At 74.1% G+C, this 25,330-nt stretch carries 26 protein-coding genes and 1 riboswitch; of the genes, 10 read left to right on the forward strand and 16 right to left on the reverse strand.

Translation table 11 applies throughout. The features are described from left to right. The 7 genes from AMK27_RS34385 to AMK27_RS34415 form a co-directional block, all read right to left on the reverse strand. A complete protein-coding gene (locus AMK27_RS34385; RefSeq protein WP_073917264.1) occupies nucleotides 1-1,437 on the reverse strand; it encodes a cobyrinate a,c-diamide synthase in 1,437 nt (478 codons plus the stop codon). Then, complete coding sequence (gene cobO, locus AMK27_RS34390; protein ID WP_073917266.1) at nucleotides 1,431-2,039, reverse strand: cob(I)yrinic acid a,c-diamide adenosyltransferase; 609 nt, start codon at nucleotides 2,037-2,039, stop codon at nucleotides 1,431-1,433. Before cobO ends, AMK27_RS34385 begins: the two co-directional genes overlap by 7 nt. Continuing rightward, on the reverse strand, nucleotides 2,039-4,108 hold the full coding sequence (locus AMK27_RS34395; protein ID WP_073917267.1) for a putative cobaltochelatase: 2,070 nt from the start codon (nucleotides 4,106-4,108) through the stop codon (nucleotides 2,039-2,041). The genes cobO and AMK27_RS34395 overlap by 1 nt, the downstream gene beginning before the upstream one ends. 139 nt (nucleotides 4,109-4,247) lie before the next feature. After that, complete coding sequence (locus tag AMK27_RS34400) at nucleotides 4,248-5,795, reverse strand: cobyric acid synthase (protein WP_073917269.1); 1,548 nt, start codon at nucleotides 5,793-5,795, stop codon at nucleotides 4,248-4,250. Next, nucleotides 5,792-6,781, reverse strand: a complete 990-nt coding sequence (locus tag AMK27_RS34405; RefSeq protein WP_073917270.1) for a cobalamin biosynthesis protein — start codon at nucleotides 6,779-6,781, stop codon at nucleotides 5,792-5,794. The genes AMK27_RS34400 and AMK27_RS34405 overlap by 4 nt, the downstream gene beginning before the upstream one ends. 34 nt (nucleotides 6,782-6,815) lie before the next feature. Then, nucleotides 6,816-6,955: riboswitch (cobalamin riboswitch) on the reverse strand. A 113-nt stretch (nucleotides 6,956-7,068) separates the two neighbouring features. Further along, nucleotides 7,069-7,290, reverse strand: coding sequence for a hypothetical protein (locus AMK27_RS34410; RefSeq protein WP_073917272.1), 222 nt, complete (start codon nucleotides 7,288-7,290; stop codon nucleotides 7,069-7,071). 12 nt (nucleotides 7,291-7,302) lie between these two features. After that, nucleotides 7,303-8,571 (reverse strand): inorganic phosphate transporter, encoded by a 1,269-nt coding sequence (locus tag AMK27_RS34415; RefSeq protein ID WP_073917273.1) that lies wholly within the window; start codon nucleotides 8,569-8,571, stop codon nucleotides 7,303-7,305. A 420-nt stretch (nucleotides 8,572-8,991) separates the two neighbouring features. On the opposite strand from AMK27_RS34415, the gene AMK27_RS34420 reads away from it, so the two are divergent. Then, nucleotides 8,992-10,119 (forward strand): alpha/beta hydrolase, encoded by a 1,128-nt coding sequence (locus AMK27_RS34420; protein WP_073917275.1) that lies wholly within the window; start codon nucleotides 8,992-8,994, stop codon nucleotides 10,117-10,119. A gap of 77 nt (nucleotides 10,120-10,196) precedes the next feature. After that, nucleotides 10,197-11,654, forward strand: coding sequence for a hypothetical protein (locus AMK27_RS34425; RefSeq protein WP_079188675.1), 1,458 nt, complete (start codon nucleotides 10,197-10,199; stop codon nucleotides 11,652-11,654). A gap of 115 nt (nucleotides 11,655-11,769) precedes the next feature. Here AMK27_RS34425 and AMK27_RS34430 read toward each other — a convergent pair whose 3' ends face one another. Both AMK27_RS34430 and ypfJ read right to left on the reverse strand, forming a co-directional pair. After that, nucleotides 11,770-12,171: a VOC family protein gene (locus tag AMK27_RS34430; RefSeq protein ID WP_198955982.1), complete on the reverse strand. Its 402-nt coding sequence runs from the start codon at nucleotides 12,169-12,171 to the stop codon at nucleotides 11,770-11,772. A 68-nt stretch (nucleotides 12,172-12,239) separates the two neighbouring features. Further along, a complete protein-coding gene (ypfJ, locus tag AMK27_RS34435) occupies nucleotides 12,240-13,130 on the reverse strand; it encodes a KPN_02809 family neutral zinc metallopeptidase (protein ID WP_073917277.1) in 891 nt (296 codons plus the stop codon). Nucleotides 13,131-13,396: 266 nt separating this feature from the next. Between ypfJ and AMK27_RS34440 the strand changes: the two genes are divergently transcribed. The 3 genes from AMK27_RS34440 (at nucleotide 13,397) to AMK27_RS34450 (ending at nucleotide 16,491) form a co-directional block, all read left to right on the forward strand. Next, on the forward strand, nucleotides 13,397-14,995 hold the full coding sequence (locus tag AMK27_RS34440) for an ABC-F family ATP-binding cassette domain-containing protein (RefSeq protein WP_073917279.1): 1,599 nt from the start codon (nucleotides 13,397-13,399) through the stop codon (nucleotides 14,993-14,995). A 342-nt stretch (nucleotides 14,996-15,337) separates the two neighbouring features. Next, nucleotides 15,338-15,559: a helix-turn-helix domain-containing protein gene (locus AMK27_RS34445; RefSeq protein WP_006123601.1), complete on the forward strand. Its 222-nt coding sequence runs from the start codon at nucleotides 15,338-15,340 to the stop codon at nucleotides 15,557-15,559. A gap of 131 nt (nucleotides 15,560-15,690) precedes the next feature. Further along, nucleotides 15,691-16,491, forward strand: a complete 801-nt coding sequence (locus tag AMK27_RS34450) for an enoyl-CoA hydratase/isomerase family protein (RefSeq protein WP_073917280.1) — start codon at nucleotides 15,691-15,693, stop codon at nucleotides 16,489-16,491. 51 nt (nucleotides 16,492-16,542) lie between these two features. On the opposite strand, the gene AMK27_RS34455 is transcribed toward AMK27_RS34450, so the two are convergent. Next, nucleotides 16,543-17,190 (reverse strand): hypothetical protein, encoded by a 648-nt coding sequence (locus AMK27_RS34455; protein WP_073917282.1) that lies wholly within the window; start codon nucleotides 17,188-17,190, stop codon nucleotides 16,543-16,545. A gap of 93 nt (nucleotides 17,191-17,283) precedes the next feature. Between AMK27_RS34455 and AMK27_RS34460 the strand changes: the two genes are divergently transcribed. The 5 genes from AMK27_RS34460 to amaP are packed head-to-tail and all read left to right on the forward strand — an operon-like array spanning nucleotide 17,284 to nucleotide 19,754. After that, nucleotides 17,284-17,760: an Asp23/Gls24 family envelope stress response protein gene (locus AMK27_RS34460; protein ID WP_073917283.1), complete on the forward strand. Its 477-nt coding sequence runs from the start codon at nucleotides 17,284-17,286 to the stop codon at nucleotides 17,758-17,760. A gap of 52 nt (nucleotides 17,761-17,812) precedes the next feature. Beyond that, nucleotides 17,813-18,004 (forward strand): hypothetical protein, encoded by a 192-nt coding sequence (locus tag AMK27_RS34465; RefSeq protein ID WP_055602871.1) that lies wholly within the window; start codon nucleotides 17,813-17,815, stop codon nucleotides 18,002-18,004. Nucleotides 18,005-18,010: 6 nt separating this feature from the next. After that, nucleotides 18,011-18,370, forward strand: a complete 360-nt coding sequence (locus tag AMK27_RS34470) for an Asp23/Gls24 family envelope stress response protein (protein WP_073917285.1) — start codon at nucleotides 18,011-18,013, stop codon at nucleotides 18,368-18,370. After that, entirely contained in the window at nucleotides 18,367-19,140 is a 774-nt protein-coding gene (locus tag AMK27_RS34475) for a DUF6286 domain-containing protein (protein ID WP_073917286.1), read from the forward strand. The genes AMK27_RS34470 and AMK27_RS34475 overlap by 4 nt, the downstream gene beginning before the upstream one ends. A gap of 26 nt (nucleotides 19,141-19,166) precedes the next feature. Next, a complete protein-coding gene (gene amaP, locus AMK27_RS34480) occupies nucleotides 19,167-19,754 on the forward strand; it encodes an alkaline shock response membrane anchor protein AmaP (protein WP_073917287.1) in 588 nt (195 codons plus the stop codon). Between the two features lie 12 nt (nucleotides 19,755-19,766). Here amaP and AMK27_RS34485 read toward each other — a convergent pair whose 3' ends face one another. The 6 genes from AMK27_RS34485 to AMK27_RS34510 form a co-directional block, all read right to left on the reverse strand. Next, nucleotides 19,767-20,522 carry an SDR family oxidoreductase gene (locus AMK27_RS34485; protein WP_073917289.1) on the reverse strand — a complete coding sequence of 252 codons (756 nt, stop codon included), beginning with the start codon at nucleotides 20,520-20,522 and terminating at the stop codon, nucleotides 19,767-19,769. A gap of 4 nt (nucleotides 20,523-20,526) precedes the next feature. Continuing rightward, nucleotides 20,527-22,317, reverse strand: coding sequence for a glycoside hydrolase family 15 protein (locus tag AMK27_RS34490; RefSeq protein ID WP_073917291.1), 1,791 nt, complete (start codon nucleotides 22,315-22,317; stop codon nucleotides 20,527-20,529). 34 nt (nucleotides 22,318-22,351) lie between these two features. Continuing rightward, nucleotides 22,352-23,182 (reverse strand): SURF1 family cytochrome oxidase biogenesis protein, encoded by an 831-nt coding sequence (locus AMK27_RS34495; protein ID WP_073917292.1) that lies wholly within the window; start codon nucleotides 23,180-23,182, stop codon nucleotides 22,352-22,354. 94 nt (nucleotides 23,183-23,276) lie between these two features. Next, a complete protein-coding gene (locus tag AMK27_RS34500; RefSeq protein WP_073806545.1) occupies nucleotides 23,277-23,510 on the reverse strand; it encodes a hypothetical protein in 234 nt (77 codons plus the stop codon). 63 nt (nucleotides 23,511-23,573) lie between these two features. After that, complete coding sequence (locus AMK27_RS34505) at nucleotides 23,574-24,560, reverse strand: DEDDh family exonuclease (protein WP_073917294.1); 987 nt, start codon at nucleotides 24,558-24,560, stop codon at nucleotides 23,574-23,576. Beyond that, nucleotides 24,557-25,234, reverse strand: coding sequence for a TetR/AcrR family transcriptional regulator (locus AMK27_RS34510; protein ID WP_073917295.1), 678 nt, complete (start codon nucleotides 25,232-25,234; stop codon nucleotides 24,557-24,559). Before AMK27_RS34510 ends, AMK27_RS34505 begins: the two co-directional genes overlap by 4 nt. Nucleotides 25,235-25,330: the final 96 nt, after the last annotated feature.

Below are 25,330 nucleotides of genomic sequence, written 5' to 3' on the forward strand. Positions count from 1 at the left end.
TCACCTGCAGTGCTCCACGAAACGCGCGGCGGCCTCAGGGGACCCCGCCCAGTGGGTGTGGACATAGCTGGCGTGCACCCCGCCCTGCACGAAGCCCTCGACCCTCCGCTCGGGCTGCCGCAGCCCCCACGCGGCCGCCGCCCCGGCGCCCGGCTCGATGACGGTCCGGTGGAACTCGTGCCCGCGCATCCGCGCCCCGGCGGGCGCGAGCACGCTGTCGCTCACCGCGACGGCGTCCCGGTACCCGAGGGTGAGCCGCTCGGACATCCGCGCGTCCGCGTCGAGCACCCCGCACATGGGAGTGCCGTCGAGCGACCGCGCGAGGTACAGCAGCCCGGCGCACTCGGCGGCGACGGGCGCGCCGGACGCGGCGAGCGCGGCGACCGCCTTCCGCAGCGGCTCGTTGGCGGACAGCTGCTCGCCGTACATCTCGGGGAACCCGCCGCCTATGACGAGCCCGGACGTCCCGTCGGGGAGGGCCTCGTCCCGCAGCGGGTCGAAGGTGACGACCTCGGCGCCGGCCGCTCGCAGGAGCTCGGTGTGCTCGGCGTACGAGAACGTGAACGCGGCTCCTCCGGCGACGGCGACGAGCGGCCCGCGGCCGCGGCCGGCCCCGTCCGCGGCCCTCGGCCCGGCGGCCCGGTCGGGCCCACCCTCCTCGGAACCCCGCCCGGAGGCAGCACCCCCAGCGCTCCGCGGAACGCCCGCCACCACCCCGTGCGGTTCCCACGGCTCGGCGTGCAGGGGCGGCGCCGACCGCGCGAGCGCCATCAGCGCGTCCAGGTCGCAGCCCTGGCGCACCTGCTCCGCCTGGGCGGCGACGGCGGCGAGCGCCGCCGCCTGCCGCTCGGCCACCGGCACGAGCCCCAGATGCCGCGACGGGGTCGCCACGGCGGGCGCCCGCCGCAGGACGCCCAGCACCGGCACCCCGGACTCCCCGAGCGCCTCCCGCAGCAGATGCTCGTGGCGGTCCGTCGCGACCTTGTTCAGGATCACGCCGCCGATCCGCACCTCCGGATCCCAGGACGCGAACCCGTGCACCAGCGCGGCCACCGACCGCGACTGCGAGGACGCGTCGACGACCAGCACCACCGGCGCCTTGAGGAGCTTCGACACCTGTGCGGTGGAGGCGAGTTCGCCCTGGTCGGCGGCGCCGTCGTACAGACCCATGACGCCCTCGACGACCGCCAGGTCGCACCCGCGCGCCCCGTGCTCGAAGAGCGGGGCCACCAGCCCCGTACCGCACATGTACGCGTCGAGGTTGCGGCCCGGCCGCCCCGTGGCGAGCGCGTGGTAGCCCGGGTCGATGTAGTCCGGCCCGACCTTGTGCGGCGAGACCGCCAGACCACGGCCGGCGAACGCGGCCATCAGGCCGGTCGCGACCGTGGTCTTGCCCGCGCCCGAAGAGGGCGCGGCGATGACGAGACGTGCTACCACTCGATGCCCCGCTGGCCCTTCTGACCGGCGTCCATCGGGTGCTTGACCTTGGACATGTCGGTGACGAGGTCCGCGAAGTCGACGAGCTCCTGCGGCGCGTTGCGGCCGGTGATGACGACGTGCTGGTGCCCGGGGCGGTCGCGCAGCACCTGGACGACCTCGGCCGTGTCGATCCAGCCCCAGTGCAGCAGGTACGCGAACTCGTCGAGGACGTAGAACGTGTACTTCTCCTCGGCGAGGTCCCGCTTGACCTGCTCCCAGCCCTCGCGGGCCTTCTCCTCGTGCGACTGCTCGCCCTCGGCGACCTCGCGCTGGATCCAGGACCAGCCCTCACCCATCTTGTTCCAGGTGACGGTGCCGCCCTTGCCGGTCTCGCCGAGCGCCTTGAGGGCGTTCTCCTCGCCGACCCTCCACTTGGCCGACTTCACGAACTGGAACACCCCGATCGGCCAGCCCTGGTTCCAGGCGCGCAGCGCCATGCCGAACGCGGCGGTCGACTTCCCCTTGCCGATGCCCGTGTGCACCATCACCAGCGCGCGGTTGCGGCGCTGACGGGTGGTGAGACCGTCGTCGGGAACGACGGTCGGCTGTCCCTGCGGCATTAAGCGGCCCTCCTGGCGGTGGTCTTCCGGTTTCCCTGTACGTCCCGGACGAGGCCGGCGATCGAGTCGGCGCGCAGCTCGTCCAGGGTGACGGCGGTGCCGCCGAGTTCACGGGCGAGCTCACGGGCCAGTCCGAGCCGCACCGGTCCGGACTCGCAGTCGACGACGACGGAGGCCGTGCCGTCGGCGGCGTGCAGCCGCGCCGCGCGGGCGGCGAGCGCCACCGGGTCGGCGCCGCCGCCGGTGGCCCGCCCGTCGGTCACGACGACGAGCAGCGGGCGCCGCGAGGGGTCCCGCAGCCGCTCGACGCGCAGCACGTCATGGGCCTTGAGGAGACCGGCCGACAGCGGGGTGCGGCCACCGGTCGGGAGCTTCTCGAGCCGGGCGGCGGCCGCGTCGACGGACGAGGTCGGCGGCAGCGCGACCTCGGCGGCACGGCCCCGGAAGGTGATGAGGCCGACCTTGTCGCGCCGCTGGTAGGCGTCGAGCAGCAGGGAGAGGACGGCGCCCTTGACGGCGCTCATCCGCTGCCGGGCCGCCATCGAACCGGAGGCGTCCACGGCGAAGAGCACCAGGTTCCCCTCGCGCCCCTCCCGGGTCGCCTGCCGCAGGTCGTCCCGGCGGACCACCAGACCGGGGCCGGTCCGCCCGCGGGCCTTCTGGTACGGGGCGGCGGCCTGCACGGTGGCGGCCAGGTGCAGCTTGGTCAGCGAGCCCCGGGGGCGTACGGATCCGGTGGTGCGCCCGTGCTCGGTGCGGGCCCGGGAGCGGCGCCCGGCCGCGCCCTCGCCGAGGCCGGGGACGCTGAGCACCTTCGTACGGAAGGGCTCGGCGGCGGCGACGGCGGCGCGCTCACCGGAACCGGCGCCCTGCGGGGCGGGTTCGGGGGAGGGCGAGGGCGAGGACGGCGCGGGAGGCGAGGCCTCCTCGGGAGCGGGGGAGTGCTCGGCGGCGGGCCCGTCGCTCTGCGGCGGGACGCCCCCGCCGGGACCGCCGTCCCCGGGCCCCCCGTCGCCGGGCCCGTCGGGCTCGGGGTCCTCGTCCGGCTCCTGGCCCTGGCCCTTGAACTCCTCCAGGGTCTCGTCGAGCTTGTCCTCGTCGAGGCCGGGGGCGTCGAAGGGGGAGCGGCGCCGCCGGTGCGGGAGGGCGAGCAGGGCGGCCTGCCGCACGTCCTCCGAGGTGACCTCGGTGCGGCCGGCCCAGGCGGCGAGCGCGGTCGCGGTGCGGGCCATGACGATGTCGGCGCGCATGCCGTCGACCTCGAACGCGGCGCAGGTGGCGGCGATCTGGAGCAGCACGGCGTCGCCGAGCGTCACCTGGGGCAGCAGAGCCCGTGCGGTGACGATCCGTTCGCGCAGCGCGGCCTCGTCCGCGGCCCAGCGGTCGGCGAAGGCGGCGGGGCCGTCCTCGAAGGCGAGCCGCCGCCGGACGACCTCGACGCGCTGCTGCGGGTCGCGCGAGGCGGCGACCTCGACGGTCAGCCCGAAGCGGTCGAGGAGCTGGGGCCGGAGCTCGCCCTCCTCGGGGTTCATGGTCCCGACGAGCAGGAAGCGGGCGGCGTGCCGTACGGAGACGCCCTCGCGCTCGACGTAGGAGGAGCCCATGGCGGCGGCGTCGAGGAGGTGGTCGATGAGGTGGTCGCTGAGCAGGTTGACCTCGTCGACGTAGAGGATCCCGCGGTGGGCGGCGGCGAGGAGGCCCGGTTCGAAGGCCTTGACGCCCTCGCTGAGCGCCTTCTCGATGTCGAGGGAGCCGACGAGCCGGTCCTCGGAGGCGCCGACGGGCAGCTCGACCATCCGCGCGGGGCGCTGGACGCCGGGCTCGGTGCCGTGCGGGCCGTCGGGGCAGCCGAGGTCGGGCGAGGCCGGGTCGCAGCTGAACCGGCAGCCGGCGACGACGGGCACGGCGGGCAGCAGCTCGGCGAGCGCGCGCACGGCGGTGGACTTGGCGGTCCCCTTCTCACCCCGCACGAGCACACCGCCGACGGCCGGGCTGACGGCGTTGAGCAGCAGCGCGAGCCGCAGGTCGTCCATGCCGACGACGGCGGTGAACGGATACCGGGTACTCATCGGCCGGTCACTCCTTCAGATCGCGAATGTTCGAACGACGGCCCGGGGCCGCCAGGAATCCTCGACACGTGGTGCGGGCAGTGCGGGTAGTACGGGCGGTGCGGGCGGTGCGGGTCGGGACCCGGACGCGGAGCGCGGTTCACGGCGCACCCGGCGGCACGAACGGCAGCCCCGCGGGAGCCCCCTGCTCGATCAGCCGCAGCAGGGCGTCGGTGTCGGCGTGCTCCTCGATCAGATCCCCCAGCCGGTCCAGCTGTTCCTCCCGGAGCGTCCCGAACGACGTGTCCGGCGCCGGTACGAACCGCCGTCCGGCCGCCGTCGCGACCTCCCGCAGGAACGCCCGCCGGAACCCGTCGCTCTCCAGGGAGCCGTGCCAGTGCGTCCCCCACACGGAGCCCACCCGGCACCCGTCGAGGAACGGCTCCCCACCCCGTACGTCCGCGACGCCGTGGTGGATCTCGTACCCCTCGACGTGTTCCCCGAGCGCCGAGCCCACCGGCCGCGCGAGCGTCTTCTCGGGCGCGAACCGCACCCGGACGGGCAGCAGCCCGAGCCCCTCGACGGACCCCGCCCGGGACTCGACCTCGTCCTCGATGTGTTCGCCGAGGACCTGGAAGCCGCCGCAGATGCCGAGCACCGGACGCCCCTCGGCGGCCCGTCGCGCCAGCGCGTCGGCGAGCCCGCGCTCCCGCAGCCAGGCGAGCGCCCTGACCGTCCCGCGCGTCCCCGGCACCACGACCAGGTCCGCGTCGACGAGCTCCTCCGCCCGGTCCACGAACCGCACGACGACCCCCGGCTCGGCGGCCAGCGCGTCCACGTCCGTGAAGTTGGACATCAGCGGCACGGCGCAGACGGCGACCCGCAGCACGTCCTCGCCGACCGGCGGCGCGACGACGGACTCGCGCACCGCGCCCCGCAGCGAGACCCGGAGGCCGTCCTCCTCGTCGATGCCGAGCCCGTGGGCGTACGGCAGGACGCCGAAGGTCCGCCGCCCGGTGAGCCCGTGCAGCATGTCCAGGCCCGGTTCGAGCAGGGTCACGTCACCGCGGAACTTGTTCACGAGGTAGCCCGCGACCAGCTCCTGGTCCTCGGGCGCCAGCAGCGCCGTCGTACCGAAGAACTGGGCGAAGACCCCGCCCCGGTCGATGTCGCCGACCACGACGACCGGCAGCCGCGCCGCCCTGGCTATCCCCATGTTCACGATGTCGGTGCGCCGCAGGTTGATCTCGGCCGGGCTGCCCGCGCCCTCGCAGATCACGGCGTCGTACGTGCTCCGCAGCTCCTCCAGGCACGCGAGGACCGGCTCGAAGAGCTCCTCCCGCCGTCCGCCGCGCAGCGCCTCCCCGGGGGACGCCCCCCCGGCCTTCCCGAAGAACCCGCGGGCGCTGAGCTCGCCGACCGGCTTGCCCATCAGGATCACCTGGCTGGACCGGTCGCTGCCGGGCTTGAGCAGGACGGGGTTCATCAGCGCGGTGGGCTCCACCCGCGCCGCCTGCGCCTGCATCGCCTGGGCGCGCCCGATCTCGGCCCCCTCCCTCGTGACGAAGGAGTTCAGCGACATGTTCTGCCCCTTGAACGGCGCCACCTTCAGTCCCTTGCGGACCAGCCAGCGGCAGATGCCGGCCGTCACGACGCTCTTGCCGGCGTCGGACGTGGTCCCGGCGACGAGCAGTCCCCCACCCCTCATGCGTTCCTCCGCTTCCGGGTCGACGCGGCCAGGGCGCCGATGATCAGCCGGCCGCCCACGCAGGCGGCCAGAGTGAGTCCGGTGACCCGGCGCGACAGGCGTACGGCCCGGTCGATGTCGGCCACCTCGACGGCCCGGCCCTCCCCGTTGAGCACCGGACGGTGCTCGACCCGGCCGCCGTACGACAGGGTGCCCCCGAGGCGTATGCCGAGGGCGCCGGCGAAGGAGGCCTCGACGGGGCCCGCGTTGGGGCTGGGATGCTTCGCCGCGTCGGCCCGCCAGGCCTCCAGGGCACCGCGCGGATCGCCGCCCGCGACGGTCGCGAGGACGGCCGTCAGCCGGGCCCCGGGCCAGCCGGCCACGTCGTCGAGCCGGGCCGAGGCCCAGCCGAAGCGGCGGTGGCGCGGCGACTTGTGGCCGACCATCGCGTCCAGGGTGTTGACCGCGCGGAAGCCGAGGAGGCCCGGTACGCCCGCGACCGCGCCCCAGAAGAGGGCGCCGACCACGGCGTCGGAGGTGTTCTCCGCGACCGATTCGACGACCGCGCGGGCCATCGCGGGTCCGTCCAGGGACTGCGGGTCGCGCCCGCAGAGATGCGGCAGCCGCTCCCGGGCGACGTCCAGGTCCCCGGCGGCGAGCGCCCCGCCGATGGCGCGGGCCTCCCGGCCCAGGGTCGTCCCGCCGACGACGGCCCACACGGAGGCGGCGGTCAGGGCGACGGCGGCGGCCGGCCGGTTCCGTACGGTCCGGGCGGCGAGCGCTCCGAGGGCGACGGCCGAGCCGGCGCAGACGGCGGTGTGCAGGGCACCCCAGCCGCGGTGGTCGTGGTGGAGGCGGTTCTCGACCGCGGCGGCCGCCCGGCCGAACGCGGCGACGGGATGTCCGCGGCGGGGGTCGCCGACGAGCAGGTCGACGACGAGACCCGCGGCCGCTCCGTACGCGAATCCGTCCGGGGAGAGCCGGCTGGTACTGCTGCGGCCGGGCATGGCGCATGTCCTCACTCAGGGTCCGCGCCCTGGATCGACGTGACCGGCGGCGAGAGTTCCTGACTCCCGGACCCCTCGGATCCGGTCACAGTGGCGGGACCGCGCCGGATTCGCACCGGACTTCCTCTGCTGCCGCCGTAATGGCCTCGGCAGTCCACCACGGGCCGAGAACAGCCGTCAACTCACCCTTGACCTGCAGCGGGTCACTGTGCGAAGCACCACAGACACGACGGCGGGGCGGTCCGCACCCGAAGGTGCGGACCGCCCCGCCGGTCACGCGCGGACCGTCAGACGACGATCAGGTAGATGCCGTACGCGACGGCTGCGGCGCACAGGGCGAAGCAGGCGTACGCGGCGGTGCGGGCCAGAGCCGCGGAGCCTCCGCGGGCGGCGGCCTCCTCCTGCTTGGTGAGGCCGACGATGCCGAGGGTGAAGAGGCCCACGAGGGCGACGGTCGCCACGAGGCTGACTCCGAAGACGGAGCCGAGAGCTGCCCAGTCGATCTTCATGTCGTTCGTTCCTTAGACCGCGGCGGCGGGGGCCGGGGGAGCGGTCGGGTCGGTGGGGGCCGGGGCGGGGATGGTCGTCCTGAGGTCCTCGTCCGCGACGGCGGCGACGGAACCGGCGGCCGGCGGCGGAGTGACGGCGGCCATGGCGGTGGTCACGACGCCCGCGGGCTCGTCGTCGAGGTCGTCGGCGGTGACGTTGTTGTGGTCGACCGGCTTGCGGCGGGAGAGCGACCAGATGACGCCCGAGCCGGCGACCAGCAGGACCGCGACGGCGGCGATGCCCCAGGGGCCCTGCTTGGTGAGGAACTCGGCACCGGCGCCGACCACGGCCGCGGCGGGCAGGGTCAGGCCCCAGGCGACGAACATCCTGGTGGCGGTCGACCAGCGGACGACACCGCCCTTGCGGCCGAGGCCGGCGCCCATCACGGCACCCGAGCAGGACTGGGTGGTGGAGAGCGAGAAGCCCAGGTGCGAGGAGGCGAGGATGACCGTCGCGGCGCTGGTCTGGGCGGCGAAGCCCTGCTGCGGCTGGAGGTCGGTGAGGCCCTTGCCCATGGTGCGGATGATGCGCCAGCCACCGAGGTAGGTGCCGAGGGCGATGGCGACACCGGCGGAGACGATGACCCACATCGGGGGGTTCGAGCCGGGGGCGACGACACCCTGGGTGACCAGGGCGAGGGTGATGATGCCCATCGTCTTCTGGGCGTCGTTGGTGCCGTGGGCGAGGGAGACGAGACCGGCGGAGGCGATCTGGCCGGCCCGGTAGCCCTTGGCCGTGGCCTTCGCCTCGGGGTTGGCCTTGATCTTGTACGTCAGCTTGGTGGCGGCCATCGCGGCGAGGCCGGCGACGAGCGGCGCGGCGACGGCCGGGATGAGGACCTTGGTGACGATCGTCGGGCCGTTCACGGCCGACCAGCCCGCCGACATGACCGCGGCGCCGATGAGGCCGCCGAACAGGGCGTGGGAGGAGCTGGACGGAAGTCCGAGCAGCCAGGTCAGGAGGTTCCAGAGGATGGCGCCGACCAGCGCGGCGAAGATCACCTCTGTACGAATGCCCTCTTCGTTGATGATCCCGCCGGAGATCGTCTTGGCGACCTCCACGGACAGGAAAGCGCCGACGAGGTTCAGCACGGCGGACATGGCCACCGCCGTCTTCGGCTTGAGAGCACCGGTCGAGATGGTGGTGGCCATCGCGTTCGCGGTGTCGTGGAAACCGTTCGTGAAATCGAACACGAGAGCTGTCACGACCACAATGGCGAGCAGCAGCGTGATGTGTTCCATTTACCCAGGCAATCGTTTGACGTCAGTGGCTGGACGAACGTAAGCAACCTGGGTGAACGGAAGATGAACTGGGTAGGGCGCTGTGGTGTCCCAAACCGGCGTCGAGGGATTCCGCTTACGGCTCCGGGCCATGAACCGTCCACGATGCGGTCACCCCGCAACCCCGGGTAATCCGGCCCATCACCGGGCACATGCGACCTGCCCCGGTTCCTCCGCCACCGACCCGTTCCGGTCCCTGGACGAAACCATCCGACCGGGGGACCCCGCCGACGAGACCCATGTCACTCCCCGGAGGGTCCCAGAGCCCTCGGCGGGCCCCGCGCGCCGAGCCCCCCGTCCCGCCCCCGGACCGCCCCTCTCCTCCGGCCCGTCCGGGTCCCACCGGTGGCAGTCCGCCCCCACCCTGCCGAGACTGGGAGCGTGCGCCCGGCTACAGCGACGGCAGCGGCCGTCACCACTCTGCTCGGTGTCGGCGCGGCCGCGTTCGCGGCCGGCCGGTACGCCAGCGACGTCGCCCTCAGGGCGCCGTCCGGACGTCCCCTGCCCGGGGATCCCAAACTCACCGTGCACGCCACGGGACCCGAACGGATCACGCTCACCCGCAGCCTCGCCTCGCTGCGCCCCGGCACGTACGGCATCGAGGGGCACGGCCAGCACGCCGTCGTCGGCCCCGTCCTCGACCGGGTCCCGCACACCGCGGACACCGTCGTCCGGCGCCTCGAACGCGTCGAGCGCGGGGTGCTCGGCCCCGGCTCCCGCGTCCGCCTCACCCCCCAGCTGCACATCGGCACGCCGATCAGCGCCCTCGGGCTCGCCCACGAGGACGTCGAGATCCCCGGCGAGCTCGGGCCCCTGCCGGCCTGGCTGGTCGCCGCGCCCCGCACCACCTGGGTGATCGCCCTGCACGGCCTGGGCACCACCCGCGAGCACCCGCTGAACGTCGTCCCCTTCTACAACCGCCGGAAGATCCCCGTCCTCGTCCCCGCCTACCGCGGCGACGAGGGAGCACCCGCCTCCCCGGACGGCCTCGCCCACCTCGGCGACTCCGAGTGGCGCGACGTCGACGCCGCCATCCGCTACGCCGTCCACCGGGGCGCCTCGAAGGTCGTGCTGCACGGCTGGGGCAGCGGGGCCTCGATGGCCCTGCGCGCCGCCGCCGAGTCGGGGGTGCGCGACCGGATCGGCGGACTCGTCCTCGACTCGCCCGTCCTGGACTGGGAGGCCACCCTCCGCAACCTCGCGGCGGCCCACCACGTCCCCGCGCCCCTGCTCCCGCTCGCCGTCCGCGCCGCCCAGGGCAGGACAGGACAGCACGGCGACCTCCTGGAGGAGGCCTCCGCGCCGGGCGTGCTGCGCGTTCCCGTGCTCCTCCTCCACGGCCCCGACGACACCATCGCCCCGTGGGAGCCGTCCGTCGAACTCGCCGCCCGCCGCCCCGACCTGGTCACCCTCCAGACCGTCCGGCACGCCCCGCACGCGGCGATGTGGAACGCCGACCCGGTCCGCTACGAGGAGGCCCTGCGCCGCTTCCTCACCCCGCTCCTCTAGGGCCCGGCGGGCGGCGCCGGGGACGGCGCGGCCGATTCCGATTGGGCTTTCGGGCCGTCAGCGGGAAGACTGCCCCCGTGACGTCTCGAAAGCCCGATGAACCATTGGCGCGCAACTCCAGACTCCGACTCGTCCGCCCGCGGGCGCTGGCCACCGCCCGACGGGCCGTGACGACCCGGCGCACCCGGCCGGCGCCACGGCCGCCCGAGGGCACTCCGCCCCGTGCGGAGCTGGCCCGCCAGGCCCGGCACGTCCTCGCCGACGCGGTACGGATCGCCCGCTGGGCGGCCGTCGAGCGCGGCGCCGTCGCCGCCCCCAGCGGCCCCTCGGCCCCCTCCGCGCAGGAACGGGCCGCCGCCGCACTGGACCTGACGCCCGGCCAGGTCCGGGCCGGCTGGGACCGCGCCCGGCTCGCCGGCCTCGTCGAGCTCCACGGCGACACCGCCCGCCCCGGCTGGCGGCTGCACGCCTGGGACCGCGACGACTCCGCCGTGCTGCGCGGCTGGGTGGCCCTCTTCGACGCCTGGTCCCTGGTGCACCCGGCCCCCGAGGGGGTCGAGCCGAGCGCCGTCGCCGAGGTCGTCGAGGCCCTTCCGCAGGTCCTGTCGCTGCTCCAGCTCTCCCAGGGCCCGGTCCTCGTCCCCGCCCTCCTCGACCTGCTCGGCCAGCGCGTCGAGGAGCTGCGCGAGGTGCGCTGCGAGGTTCCCGGGGCCGAGCAGGCCCCCGAGGCCCCCGCCACCGCCGCGAACAGCGCCGACGGCCCCGACAGCGACGACGGCGACGATGCCGACGGCGGCACCGACGGGCTCCCGGCCCTGCTCGACTGGGCGCTCGAAGGCCTGGCGGCCGTCGGCGCGCTCACCCTGGACCCCGGTGCGGAGGGGCGTCACGCCACCCTGACCCCGCTCGGCAACTGGGCGGTCTGGGTCAAGCTGGAGCAGATCTGCGTCGCCGCGCAGAGCCCCGCGGGGAACATCGAGCAGTCCGCGGAGGACATGCTCCGCGGCTGCGCCCGGCTCACCCCGGGCCCCGCCCGCGCCGAGTACCGCGCCTGGCTCGCGGCCCGCACCCTCTCCAGCGCGGTGACCGAGCTCCTCACCGTCGCCCGCGGCGAGGACGCGCTGCTGCGCGGGCTCGCCTTCGAGGCGCTCCGGGTCGTCGGCGCCCCCGCCGAGGCCGAGGTGCGGGCCACCGTCGCGGAGCCCTCCCTGCGGCCGTACGCGCTGCTCTGGCTCGCCGAGTACGAGGGCGCCGACCCCGACGACGCCCAGGAGGTCCTCACCCGTGAGGAGTCCACCTGGCTCTGGGTGGACACGGCCGCCGCCGTCGCCGACCACGGGGAGACCGAGCTGCTCGTCCGGCACCTGGACTCCGCCGTGCAGGGCACCGTCCCGGCGCTCCTCGACGAGATCAGGGCCGTCGGCCACCCCCGTACCGTCCAGGTCCTGGTCGCCCTCGCCGCCGCCCACCCGGACCCGGCGCTGGCCAAGGCCGTCCGCCGGGCCGCCTTCCAGGTCCACACCGGGGGAGCGTGACGGGACCCCCGCCCGGGGGATCCCGTCGGGGGAACCACCCGGCGCCCGGCGACTCCGCGGCGCGAACCTCCCCGGCGCCCGGCCGCCGCGCGGCGCGAACCTCCCCGGCGCCCGGCTACTCCGCGGCGCCGGGGGTGTACGTCCCGAAGCTCCAGACGTTGCCCTCGGCGTCCCGCGCCATGTAGTCCCGCGAGCCGTACTCCTGGTCCTTGGGCGGCATCACGATCTCGACGCCGTGCGCCACCGCCCGCGCGTGGTGCTCGTCCACGTCGTCCACGTGCACGAACACGCCGACCGGCCCCGCGTCGGCCATCAGCTTGTCGAACTCGCTGCCGGTGCCCCTGCTGCCCAGCATCACCACGCCGTTCCCGTACGACAGCTCGGCGTGCGCCACGCGCCCGTCCTCGGTCTCGTACACGGCGTCCGCCCGAAAGCCGAAGCCCTCCGTGAGCAGGCTGATCGCCGCCTTCGCGTCCTCGTACGTCAGCGTCGGACAGATGTGGGGAGCCTCAGCCATCCCGATCACTTCCCTCTCGATTCAGTCGCGTGTGACCCGGATCTCAGTCTGGCAGTCCCCGCCGGTGATCAGCGGAAGGTGTTGCACCGGGCCATGTCGCCCGTCCGGTAGCCCTCGTAGAACCACTGCTGGCGCTGGGCCGCGGAGCCGTGCGTCCAGTTCTCCGGGGTCACCCGGCCCTGGAACCGCTCCTGGATCCGGTCGTCGCCCACGGCCGCCGCCGCGTCCAGGCCGTCCCGGATGTCCTCCTCCGTCAGCTTCGTCAGCAGCGGCCGGCCCGTGCGGTCGTCGGGCGTGGTCGTGGCGTGCCGGGCCCACACGCCCGCGTAGCAGTCGGCCTGGAGCTCGACCCGCACCGCGTTGGAGTTCGCGCCGGTCCGCCCGTCCTGGGCCCGGCTCAGGGTCCCCATCAGGTTCTGGATGTGGTGGCCGTACTCGTGCGCCACCACGTACGCCTGGGCGAAGGGTCCGCCGGTCGACCCGAACTTGGTGCGCAGCTCGTCGAAGAAGCCGAGGTCCAGATAGACCTGCCGGTCGCCGGGGCAGTAGAACGGCCCCACCGCCGAGGTCGCGGAACCGCAGGCGGTCGGGACCCGCTGGCTGAACATCACGGTGGAGGCGTTCCCGTAGGTGCCGCCGCGGCGGGTGTACTCGCTCCGCCAGAAGTCCTGGACGCTGTTGACGACGGCGACGATCCGGCAGTCCTCGCGGGTGTTGGCGTCCGAGCCCTTCTTGCAGGCCTGATCCACCTGGGCGGCCCCCGACGCGCTGGCCGCCGGCTCGTCGCCGCCCGAGGAGAGCCCGAGCTGGTCCGGTCCCACCCCGAGGAACAGGCCCAGGATCAGGGCGATGAAGCCGATGATGCCGCCGCCGACGGTCGCCCTGCCGCCCGGGATGCGGCTGCCCCGGACGTCCTTGACCTCCGAGGTGTCCAGATCGGCGTCGTCGTCGAACTGCACGGTCCACCACCCTCCGCGTCACTGCCGCGGCAGAGGCCGCCGCCCTGCGCCGAGTATCGGTCGATCTCCCAGCACCCGCCCCTTTTGTCAAGCAAGAGCGGATATGTGAGAAAGCTCCGATCGCCTGCCCGGGCCCCCTCATGGCCGAAAAGCAGTTGCAGGGGCCCGTTAGACTGGCCGTATGGCCATTCTCCCCGTGCACTAGCGGCGTCGAAGCCCTCCACCAGCCGTCCTTCCGCCGTTTCCCACCGCCCTGGAGTCTGTCCGTGATCACCGCTTCCGGCATCGAGCTGCGCGCCGGCGCCCGAGTCCTCATCGAGTCCGCTTCCTTCCGTGTCGCCAAGGGCGACCGCATCGGCCTCGTCGGTCGCAACGGAGCGGGCAAGACCACCCTCACCAAGTGCCTCGCGGGCGAGGGCCAGCCCGCCGCCGGCCAGATCGCCCGCTCCGGCGAGGTCGGCTACCTCCCGCAGGACCCGCGCACCGGCGACCTCGACGTCCTGGCCCGCGACCGCATCCTCTCCGCCCGCGGCCTCGACGTCCTCCTCAAGAAGATGCGGATGAACGAGGAGCGCATCGCCACCGGCTCGGGCGCCACCCGCGACAAGGCCATGCGGCAGTACGAGCGCCAGGAGACCGAGTTCCTGACCAAGGGCGGGTACGCGGCCGAGGCCGAGGCCTCCACCATCGCCGCCGCCCTGGGGCTGCCCGACCGGGTCCTCGGCCAGCCGCTGCACACCCTCTCCGGTGGCCAGCGCCGCCGCGTCGAGCTCGCCCGGATCCTCTTCTCGGACGCCGACACGCTCCTCCTCGACGAGCCGACCAACCACCTCGACGCCGACTCCATCGTCTGGCTGCGGGACTACCTGAAGAGCTACCGCGGCGGCTTCATCGTGATCTCCCACGACGTCGACCTCGTCGAGACCGTGGTCAACAAGGTCTTCTACCTGGACGCCAACCGTTCCACGATCGACGTCTACAACATGGGCTGGAAGCTCTACCAGCAGCAGCGCGAGGCCGACGAGAAGCGCCGCAAGCGCGAGCGCCAGAACGCCGAGAAGAAGGCCGCCGCCCTCAACTCGCAGGCCGACAAGATGCGCGCCAAGGCCACCAAGACCGTGGCCGCGCAGAACATGGCCAAGCGCGCCGAGCGACTGCTCTCCGGCCTGGAGGCGGTACGCGCCTCCGACAAGGTCGCCAAGCTCCGCTTCCCCGACCCCGCGCCCTGCGGCAAGACCCCGCTGACGGCCGAGGGACTCTCCAAGTCCTACGGCTCGCTCGAAATCTTCACCGATGTGGATCTCGCGATCGACAAGGGCTCCCGCGTCGTCATCCTCGGCCTCAACGGCGCGGGCAAGACCACGCTGCTCCGGCTGCTCGCCGGCGCCGAGAAGCCCGACACCGGCGAGGTGACCCCGGGGCACGGCCTCAAGCTCGGCTACTACGCCCAGGAGCACGAGACGCTCGACCCCGAGCGCAGCGTCCTGGAGAACATGCGCTCGGCCGCTCCGGACCTCGACCTCGTCCAGGTCCGCAAGACGCTCGGGTCCTTCCTCTTCTCGGGCGACGACGTCGACAAGCCGGCCGGGGTGCTCTCCGGCGGCGAGAAGACCCGTCTGGCCCTGGCCACCCTGGTCGTCTCCTCGGCGAACGTCCTGCTCCTCGACGAGCCCACCAACAACCTGGACCCGGCCAGCCGCGAGGAGATCCTCGGGGCCCTGCGGACCTACCAGGGCGCCGTCGTCCTCGTCACCCACGACGAGGGCGCGGTCGACGCGCTGGAGCCGGAGCGGATCATCCTGCTCCCGGACGGCGTGGAGGACCTGTGGGGCCCGGACTACGCGGACCTGGTCGCGCTCGCCTGACCCGGAGAGGACCGGGTGATCATGCCCGGCTGGATCATTCGGCCCACGGGTGATCCTTCATCTGAGTGAGGGCGTCTCGTACACCCCGGCGCGGTGCGCTGCCGAATCCTTCCGGCAGACCCGCGCCGGACGTGTGTTCCCCCTGTATCGCTGACCTGCTGATTCCCGTGCGGGGCGCCCCGGGGCCCGCTTTCCGGCCCAGCGGAATCTGAGCTTCCGGTCGTGTCGAACGCGCGCCCGTCCACAAACCCGGCGGCATGGACCTTGTCGAATGGGTGGCCAGGACGCACGGGAGGGGTGATCATGAGAAGTCCAGAGCGCACTTCCCATGAGGAGGCACGGGTGGCCGAGACTCTGAAGAAGGGCAGCCGGGTGACCGGCGCCGCGCGCGACAAGCTCGCGGCAGACCTGAAGAAGAAGTACGACTCCGGTGCGAGTATCCGGGCGCTGGCCGAGGAAACGGGCCGCTCCTACGGATTCGTCCACCGGATGCTCAGCGAGTCCGGAGTCACGCTGCGTGGACGCGGCGGAGCGACCCGGGGCAAGAAAGCCGCCTCGGCCTGACATAGGACGCCTCTACCGGGCCACCGGACCCCCCGGTGGCCACCCGGTCGGCCCTCGCGCCGGCCCGGTGGTTACTGTGCAGTCACTTAGCATTCGCATGCAGTGTGCTGCACCGTAACCGGAGGCGCCCCATGACTACGCTCGACGACTCTGAGCTCGTATTCGACAAGGACGGTGTACGGCTCACCGTCGAGGACGCCGTTGCCACGGTGACCCTGACCAATCCGGCGAAGCGCAACGCTCAGTCTCCCGCTCTGTGGCGGGCGTTGACAGAAGCCGGCCGGTCGTTGCCCGGCAGCGTGCGGGTCGTCGTTCTGCGCGGTGAGGGACAGTCCTTCTCCGCCGGACTCGACCGGCAGGCGTTCACGCCCGAGGGCTTCGACGGAGAGCCGTCCTTCCTCGATCTCGCGCGCGGTTCCGACGCGGACCTCGACGCGGTCATCGCCGAGTACCAGGAGGCGTTCACCTGGTGGCGCCGCAGCGACCTCGTGTCGATCGCGGCCGTCCAGGGGCACGCCATCGGCGCGGGCTTCCAGCTCGCTCTCGCCTGCGACCTGCGGGTCGTCGCCGAGGACGTGCAGTTCGCCATGCGTGAGACCAGCCTGGGTCTCGTCCCGGACCTGACCGGGACGCACCCGCTCGTCTCGCTCGTCGGCTACGCCCGCGCGCTGGAGATCTGCGCCACCGGCCGCTTCGTCCACGCGGAGGAGGCCGAGCGCATCGGCCTCGCCAACCTGTCCGTGCCCGCCGACGAGCTCGACGCGGCGGTACGGGACCTCGGCGCCGCCCTGCTCGCGGCGCCGCGCGACGCGGTCACCGAGACCAAGGCGCTGCTCCAGGGCGTCTCCGGCCGCTCGTACGAGGACCAGCGCGTCGCCGAGCGCGCCGCCCAGGCCCGCCGCCTGCGCGACCTCGCGGGTCTCGGCGACTGACCTCGGGCAGACGCTCGACCGGGCAGGCGGCCGCCACCTGCCCGCACACCTCTAGCGCAGGTCCGACACCACGACCGTGACCGCGGCGTCCTCCGGGACGGCCGCGGTCACCGCCGTGCGCACCGCGCGGGCCACGTCCAGGGGGCGGGCCCCGGCCGTCACGGCCAGTTCCACCCGGACCCCGTCCGGCCCCCGGCGCACCGGCGGCCCCAGCGTGTCCGTCACCGCCGCGACCCCCGCCACCCCGAGCGCGGCGAGCGCCACGGGGTCGTCCGTCGCGGGCGAGGTCGGGCCGGGCGGGGGAGCGGCACCGGCGTCCGGCTCCGGCGGCGCCGCGTCGAGCAGCTCCGCCACCCGCAGGTCCACCGCGCCGACCACGAGGCCGAGCCCGCCCTCGGCCGCGGCGAGCAGCGCCGCCCGCAGTTCCTCGACGAGCTCCGGGAGAGGGCGCCCGGCGATCGCGCCGAACGAGGCCGTGACGAGCAGGCCGCCCGGTCCCGGATCCTCGGCGGCGTCCGCCGGCCGGATCCGCAGTGCGCCGGGCACCACACCCCGTACGGCCCAGGCGGCCCGGCCGAGCATCTCGCGCACCGCCCGCTCGGTGATCCAGGCCCCGTCCGCCGTTGTGCCGAGCGGCAGCAGCCTGCCCGGCGAGAGGCGGTCCCGCACCGCCGCCGTCCAACCTTCAGCAGTCGTCATTGCCCCAGCCTGCCGTATCCCCGGGGCGAGACCGGGGAACCGCCCTTAGTGTGGGCGAAGAACCCCGAAATATCCCAGAAGGGGCGAAATCCAATGACGGACACCACTCAGACCGGCGCGCCCGCGACCGACGGGCCCCGCCGCACCTCGGTCACCAAGCGGGGCGGCGGAGACCCGGCGTCCCGGGGACGGACCACGATCGCCGACGGCGTCGTCGAGAAGATCGCCGGTCTCGCCGCCCGCGACGTCGTGGGCGTGCACGCGATGGGCAGCGGCCTCTCCCGCACCTTCGGCGCCGTACGCGACCGGGTGCCCGGCGGCGGCGGTGCCAAGTCGAACGCCACGCGCGGAGTGAAGGCCGAGGTCGGCGAGGTGCAGACCGCGCTCGACCTGGAGATCGTCGTCGACTACGGCGTCTCCATCGCGGACGTCACCGGCGACGTCCGGGAGAACGTCATCACGGCCGTCGAGCGGATGACCGGACTCGAGGTCGTCGAGGTCAACATCGCGGTCAGCGACGTGAAACTGCCGGACGAAGAGGACGAAGAGCCGGAGTCACGGCTCCAGTAGTCGCTGACGACGGCGCACAGATGGCTCAGGAGGACTCGGAAAGGGGTCAGGAATGAGCATGGCGGTGGTCGGCCTGGTGGCCGGCATGGCTCTCGGCTTCGCCGGATACTTCGGCGGTTTCGGAGCGTTTGTGCTGGTCGCGGCCTTGGGGGCGATCGGCTTCGTGGCGGGCCGCTTCCTCGACGGCGACCTCGAACCCGGCGACCTGTTCCGCGGCCGCGACCGCGGCGACCGGCGGCGGTGACCCGGGGTGGCAACCGACCTGGTCTCCCCGGACCCGGTGCGTGACCGGGGTGCCACCTCGATCGCCGACCGGGTGGTGGCGAAGATCGCCGCCCAGGCGGCCAGGGAGGCCGCCGGCCCCGCGCCCGAGGGAGGATCGAAGCCGCACGCCTCGGTCGTCGTCCACCGGGACGTCGCCCGGGTCGCGGTGAGCCTCGACCTCGACTACCCCACGGACATCGGGGCCCGGTGCGGGGCCGTCCGGGGCCGGGTGCGCGCCCGCGTGGAGGAACTCGTGGGCATGGAGGTCCACGAGGTCACCGTCCAGGTGGAACGCCTCCACTCCCCGCTCACCCGCCAGGCCGGCCCGAGGGGCCGCCTGTCATGACGACACCTCCCGAACCGCCCCCCGACCACGAGCCCGCTCCGGCCCCCGGCGACGAGCCGACCCGGGCCCGCGGCGGCGCTCCCGACGGGGCTGCCGGTTCCTCCCCCTCCGGACCGCCGCGCGGGGCCCCCTCCGACGGGGCCCCCGTCCCGGTCCTCACCGATGCCGATGCCGACGCGGGCACCGGCCCCACCCCCGACCCCGGTACCGGCCCCGGCCCCGCGTCCCGCGTCCGCCGCTTCTGGTCGGTCCGCCGCATCCCCGCCGCCGTGCTCGCGGCACTCGTCCTCGGCGGCGCCGGACTCCTGCTCTACGACGTGGCGGCCGTACGGGCCGGCCGCACCGCCATGGCCTGGCGGCGGGAGCTGGCCGCCGGCCTCGCGACCCGGCCGCTCGACGACACCTGGGTCGTCGTCGGCGCGGCGGTCGCGGTCGTCCTCGGCCTCTGGCTCCTGATCCTCGCCGCGACCCCCGGCCTGCGCGCCATCCTCCCGATGCGCCGCGAACACGCCGACGTACGGGCCGGACTCGACCGGGAGGCCGCGGCCCTGGCCCTGCGGGACCGCGCCATGGAGGTCTCCGGCGTGCAGTCCGTCCGGGTCCGGGTGGGACGCTCCAAGGTGGCGGTCAAGGCCGCCTCGCACTTCCGGGAGCTCGACGAGGTCCGCGCCGACGTGGAGGCGGCCGTCGCCGCGGGCGTCGACGAACTGGCCCTCGCCCACCCGCCCGCGCTGACGGTACGGGTGGCCCGGCCGCCCAGGAAGGCGTGAGCCATGAGCCACGAAGGAGTGCCCCGGTGACGGTCGTCCTCCGGCGCGTCAACCGCGTCCTGCTCGGCCTCGCCGGGCTGCTGCTCGTCGTCGGCGGCGGGGGAGTCCTCGCCGCCGCCCTCGATCTGTCCGTGCCGTCCTGGTGGCCCTGGTCGGGCCCCTCGGACGTGCTGCTGTCCGCCGCCGACCGGCAGCGCTGGCGCGACGAGGGCTGGTGGTGGCCGGTGGTCATCGCGGTCCTCGGGCTCGTCGTCCTGCTCGCCCTGTGGTGGCTGCTCGTCCAGTTCCGGCGGGCCCGGCTCGCCGAGGTCGTCGTCGACAGCGGCGACGGCGAGGTGGCCGTCCTGCGCGGCCGGGCCCTGGAGGGCGTCCTGGAGGCGGACGCCACGGCCCAGGAGGGCGTGGCCAAGGCCCGGGTCGCGCTCACCGGCCGCCGGGCCACCCCTCGTACCCGCGTGGCGCTCCGCCTGGAGCCGTACGCCTCCCCGGGGGCCGCCCTGACCACGCTCAGCACCCAGGCCCTGGCCCACGCGCGGGCGGCCACGGGCCTGCCCGCGCTGCCCACCGAGGCACGCCTGCGGGCCGTGAAGCACCGGGCCCGCAGGGTCGCCTGAGGTTCCGCGGGGTCAGAACTCGGCGCGCGCCCCGCCGTCCACCGGGAGCATCAGCCCCGTGAGGTAGGAGGCGGCCGGCGACAGCAGGAACGCCGCCGTCCGCCCGAACTCCTCCGGGGTGCCGTAGCGGCGCAGCGGGATGGTGGCCTCGTTGGCCGCGCGGGACGCGTCCGCGTCGCCGGACAGGGAGTCGAGGAACCGCACCCGGTCCGTGTCGATCCGGCTGGGCAGCAGGCCGATCACGCGCACCCCGCGCGGGCCCAGGTCGTTGGCGAGGGACTTCGCGAAGCCGGCGAGCCCCGGGCGCAGACCGTTGGAGATGGTCAGACCGGGGATCGGCTCGTGGACCGAGCCGGACAGGACGAAACCGATGACGCCGCCCTCGCCGAGCGTCTCGGCGGCCGTGCGGGCCAGCCGGACGGCTCCGAGGAAGACGGTGTCGAAGGCGGCCGCCCACTCCTCGTCGGTGTTGTCGGCCGCGAAGCCGGGCGCCGGACCGCCGACGCTGATGAGGATGCCGTCGAAGCCGCCGAACCGCGCCCGTGCCTCGGCGACGAGCCGCGCCGGGGTCTCCGGGTCGGTGTTGTCGGCGGCGACGCCCGCGGCGCCCGCCCCCAGCTCTGCCACCGTCTCGGCGACGGTCTTCTCCTCGCGGCCGGTGACGAGCACCTTGGCCCCTTCGGCGAGCAGCGCCTCCGCGGAGGCCCGCCCGAGCCCCCGCGTCGCCCCGGTCACCACGTACACACGGTCCTTCAGCCCAAGATCCATGGGCCTATCCTGCCGGGTCCCGATCCTCGGCGGCCAGTGCGAGCGCCGTGCCCACCAGGCCGATGTGGCTGAAGGCCTGCGGAAAGTTGCCCAGCTGACGGTCCGCCACCGGGTCGTACTCCTCCGCCAGGAGGCCCACGTCGTTGCACAGGCCCACGAGGCGTTCGAAGAGCTCCAGGGCCTCCTCGCGGCGGCCGCACAGCCGGAGCGCGTCCGCCAGCCAGAAGGAGCAGACCAGGAAGGTGCCCTCCTGCCCCGGGAGGCCGTCCACCGTCCCCGACGCGGTGCTGTAGCGGCGCACGTAGCCGCCGTGCATCAGCTCCGCCCGCACCGCGTCCACGGTGCCCACCACCCGGGGGTCGTCCGGGGGCAGGAAGCCGACCTGCGGGATCAGCAGCGTCGCGGCGTCCAGCTCCTGGGAGCCGTACGACTGGGTGAAGGTGTTCCTGACCGGGTCGTAGGACCGGGCGCACACCTGGGCGTGGATCTCGTCCCGCATCGTCCGCCACCGCGCCGCGTCCCCCGGCAGCGACGGGTCGGCCTCCAGGGCGCGCACCGCCCGGTCGGCGGCCACCCAGGCCATCACCTTCGAGTGGGTGAAGTGCCGGCGCTTCCCGCGCACCTCCCACAGTCCCTCGTCGGGCTCGCGCCAGGTCGACTCCAGGAAGCCGAGCAGGCTCAGCTGGAGGTTCCAGGCGTGCCGCTCCGCGGGGATCCCGGCCTCGCGCGCGCGGTGGAGCGAGTCCATGACCTCGCCGTACACATCGAGCTGGAACTGGTCGACGGCCGCGTTCCCGGTCCGTACCGGCGCCGAGTCGGCGTAGCCGCGCAGCCAGTGCAGGGTGGTCTCCGGAAGGCGGCGCTCTCCGGCGGGTCCGTACATGATCTGCAGGTCGGCCGGGTCGCCGGCGACCGAGCGGAGCAGCCAGTCCCGCCAGGCGCTCGCCTCGTCGACGTATCCGGCGGCGAGCAGCACGCCGAGGGTGAGGGAGGAGTCGCGCAGCCAGCAGGCGCGGTAGTCCCAGTTCCGCACGCCGCCGACCTCCTCCGGCAGGGAGGTGGTGGGGGCCGCCATGATCCCGCCGGTCGGGGCGTACGTGAGGGCCTTGAGGGTGATCAGGGAGCGCAGTACCGCCTCCCGGTACGGGCCCCGGTAGGTGCAGCGGCCCGCCCACGCGCGCCAGTCCGCGAGGGACTGCTCCAGGGCCTCGTGGGGGTCGACGAGCTCGGGGCGCGGCTCGTGGGAGGGGTGCCAGGTCAGTACGAACGCGACCTTCTCGCCCGCGGCGACGGTGAAGGAGGAGCAGGTGGAGAACTGCTGGCCCCAGGTCTTCACCTGCGGCTCGCTGCGCAGCCAGACCGCGTCCGGCCCGGCGACCGCGACGCGGTGGCCGTCGGAGCGGCGCATCCAGGGCACGATCGAGCCGTAGTCGAAGCGGAGCCGCAGGACGCCGCTCATCTCCACGGTGCCGCTGACGCCCTCCACGATCCGCATCAGATCGGGGGCCCTGTCCCGCTGGGGCATGAAGTCGACGACCTTGACCGTGCCCGTACGGGTCTCCCAGTAGGTCTCCAGGACGAGGGAGTCCTCGGCGTACCGGCGCGTGGAGCAGGTCGTGGCGCCCTTGGGGGCGATCCGCCAGTGGCCGTTGTTCTCGTCGCCGAGGATCGCGGCGAAGCAGGCGGCGGAGTCGAAGCGGGGCAGACACAGCCAGTCGACCGATCCGTCGCGGCCGACGAGCGCGGCGGTCTGGAGATCGCCGATGAGGGCGTAGTCGTCGATACGTTGCGTCACGCTTTGGGCTGTTCCCGGAAGAGGCGCCTGTCAATCAGAGGGACGGCGTGGCCTGGACCGTTTCGGCGTCCCGTTCCGGGGTTCCCGGGGCGTCGTTCCCCGTGGTCCCGGAGGCGGCGGCGGCCTGCCGGTCGTGCTTCTCGCGGCGGACCAGGATCACCCAGCCGACGGGTACCCCGGCCGCGAAGAGCCACCACTGGACGGCGTACGCCATGTGGGCGCCGATCGACGCGTGGTCGGGCTCGGGGATCAGTTCGGGGGTGTCCCCGGCGGGCTCGGGCCCGGTCTGCTCCAGGTAGCCGCCGAGCACCTCGCGGCCGATGAGTTCCGCCTGCTGCGCGCTGTTGATGAGCATGACCTGGCGGTCCGGCAGGCCCTTCAGGTCCTTGATGCCGCTGGCGCCGGTCGTCTCGTCGGCCTTGAGCCGGCCGGTGATCGTCACCTCGCCCTTGGGGGCGGGCGGCACCGGCGGGTAGGAGTGCTGGTCGGCGGCGGCCGGGACCCAGCCGCGGTTGACCAGGACGATCCGGCCGTCCCTGAGGACCAGCGGGCTCAGGATGTGCACGCCGACCCGCTCGTCGGAGGAGGTGCGGCGGCGGACGACCACCTCGTGGGCGGTGTCGAAGGTGCCGGTGGCGGTGACGGGCCGCCAGTAGTCGGAGCGCGGGACCGTGTGGCCGGGGGAGGTGAGCTCCTCGACCGGGACCGGCTTCGCCGCGATGCTGTCCGCGATGAGGGCGTTCTGGGCGACCCGGCGCTCGTGCCGGTGGAACTGCCAGAAGCCCAGCTCGATCATCGTGGGGACGAGGACGAGGGCGATGAGGGTGAGGATCACCCACTGCCGGGACAACAAGAAGCGGTACACCCCATGACCGTACAACTCGGTCGACGGGGTGTACGCACGGGGGGCGGGCCCGGGATCGTCTCCCCGGCCCCTGCCGTCCGCGGCCCCGCCCGCCTCACACCCTGTCGACGATGCCCACCTTTCCCTCCGCGCGGGCGCAGTGGCCGCCGCAGTACCAGCTGCCGTCGACCTCGACGCCCTGCCCGATGATCTGGACCCGGCAGTGCTCGCAGATGGGCGCCATGCGGTGGATGGCGCAGGCGAAGCAGTCGAAGACATGGACCGCGCCCTGCGCGTGTACCTCGAAGGACATGCCGTAATCGTTTCCGCAGACCTCACAACGTGCCATGCGCCACAGGGTGGGGCTCCCGGAGGGCGGGCGCAGCTCGGCACGCCCGCCGGGCCGGGGGTGTCACCCGTCTGCCGGGGCCACGTCCCGCAGCAGCTGGGTGTACGCCGCCTCGTCGACGATCGGCGTGCCGAAGGACGCGGCCTTGACCGTCTTGGAGGTGGCGGAGTCCGGGTCGTTGGTGACGAGGAGGCTGGTGAGCCGGGAGACGCTCCCCGCCACATGGAGCCCGGCCTCGACCGTCCGGTCCTCCAGGAGCTCGCGGTCGACGGAGGTGTCCCCGGAGAACGCCACCCGCATGCCCTGCTTGAGCGGTTTGTCCTTCTCGTACCGTCCCGGGTTGGGGTACGGGCACGGCGGCCGCTTCCGCGAGGGACGCCAGCTGCCCGCCCGGTACGAGGAGGCGTACCCGGCCTGGTGGCCGATCCTCGGCTGCGCGGGCGACGCGGCCCACTCCGTCAGCGGCCGGCACTCGAGCAGCGGCAGCCGCACGTTGCGCTCGGCCGCCGCGTGCAGGCTCGGCCGGAACGCCTCGGCGAGCACCCGCGCGTCGTCCAGGGCGTCGTGCGCGCGCTGCTGCACCACGCCGAAGTGCGCGGCGAGCGACTCCAGCTTGTGGTTCGGCAGGGGCAGCGACAGCTCCTTGGCGAGGGCGATCGTGCACAGCCGCTGCCGCACCGGCGCGGCGGACTCCGCGCGCGCGTACTCCCGGGCGATCATCTGCCAGTCGAACATCGCGTTGTGCGCGACGAGCACCCGCCCGTCCAGCCGGGCCGCGAACTCCGCCGCGATCTCCGGGAAGAGCGGAGCCCCCTCCAGGACGTCGGTGGTGAGCCCGTGGATCCAGACGGGCCCCGGATCACGCTCGGGGTTGACGAGCGTGTACCAGTGGTCCTCGACGTTCCCCTGGGCGTCCAGCCGGTAGACGGCAGCCGACACTATCCGGTCGTCGCGGGCGAGTCCGGTGGTCTCCACGTCGACGACCGCGTACCCCTGCGGGTAGGCGGCCGGCCACGTCGCTGCTGTCGTACGGTCGTCAAGCACGGTCACAGAGAATACGGCCCGCGGCCGACAACTCCGTCCTCGGTCTCCCCGGCGGCCCCGGCCGGCCCGGCGAGGAGCCCGTCCACCAGGGCCCGCACCGAGTCGACGAACAGGCGCTCGGTGTCGATCGGCGCGGCGAGCGCACGGGCCAGGAGGCCGTCGGACTCGGCGTCCTCGCCGCTCCACAGCTCCTCCTCGGCCGGCGACTGGGCCGGGGCCCGCTCCCGGTTGCGCTCCACCAGGACGTAGCCGACGACCTGGAACTGCACGGCGCGGACGGCCCGCGCCGCGTGCGCCCCGCGCAGTCCCGCGGCGTGCGCCTCGTGAACCAGGGCGCGCTGGGCCGGCAGGAACATGCGTTCCGTCAGGCCCCGTTCGTGGACCATCGCGACCAGGTGGGGGCGCTCGCGCAGGGCGCGGCGCAGCGCGCGGGCGACCGAGACCAGGCGCTCGGCGGGGGTCGCGCCGCGCGGGCGGATCGTGTCGAGGTCGGCGACCGTCCGCTCGACCAGCGCGTCGAGCAGCGACTCGCGGTTGCCGACGTGCCAGTAGATCGAGGTGACCGCGGTGCCGAGCTCGGCCGCGAGCCTGCGCATGGTGAGGGCGTCCGGGCCGTGCAGTCGCACCAGGGCGGCCGCGGTCTCCAGGACTTCCTCGCGGGTGAGTGCGGCGCGTGCCATCCGGTCCCCCAACTCTCTTGCGTGCACGGGTCTTTACCCTTCATCGCCGCCGGTGTAACTCTGTTACAGACCCGACCCGCTGAAGGGTGGTACGTC

This window comes from Streptomyces sp. CB02009 (assembly GCF_001905825.1).
GTDB lineage: Bacteria > Actinomycetota > Actinomycetes > Streptomycetales > Streptomycetaceae > Streptomyces.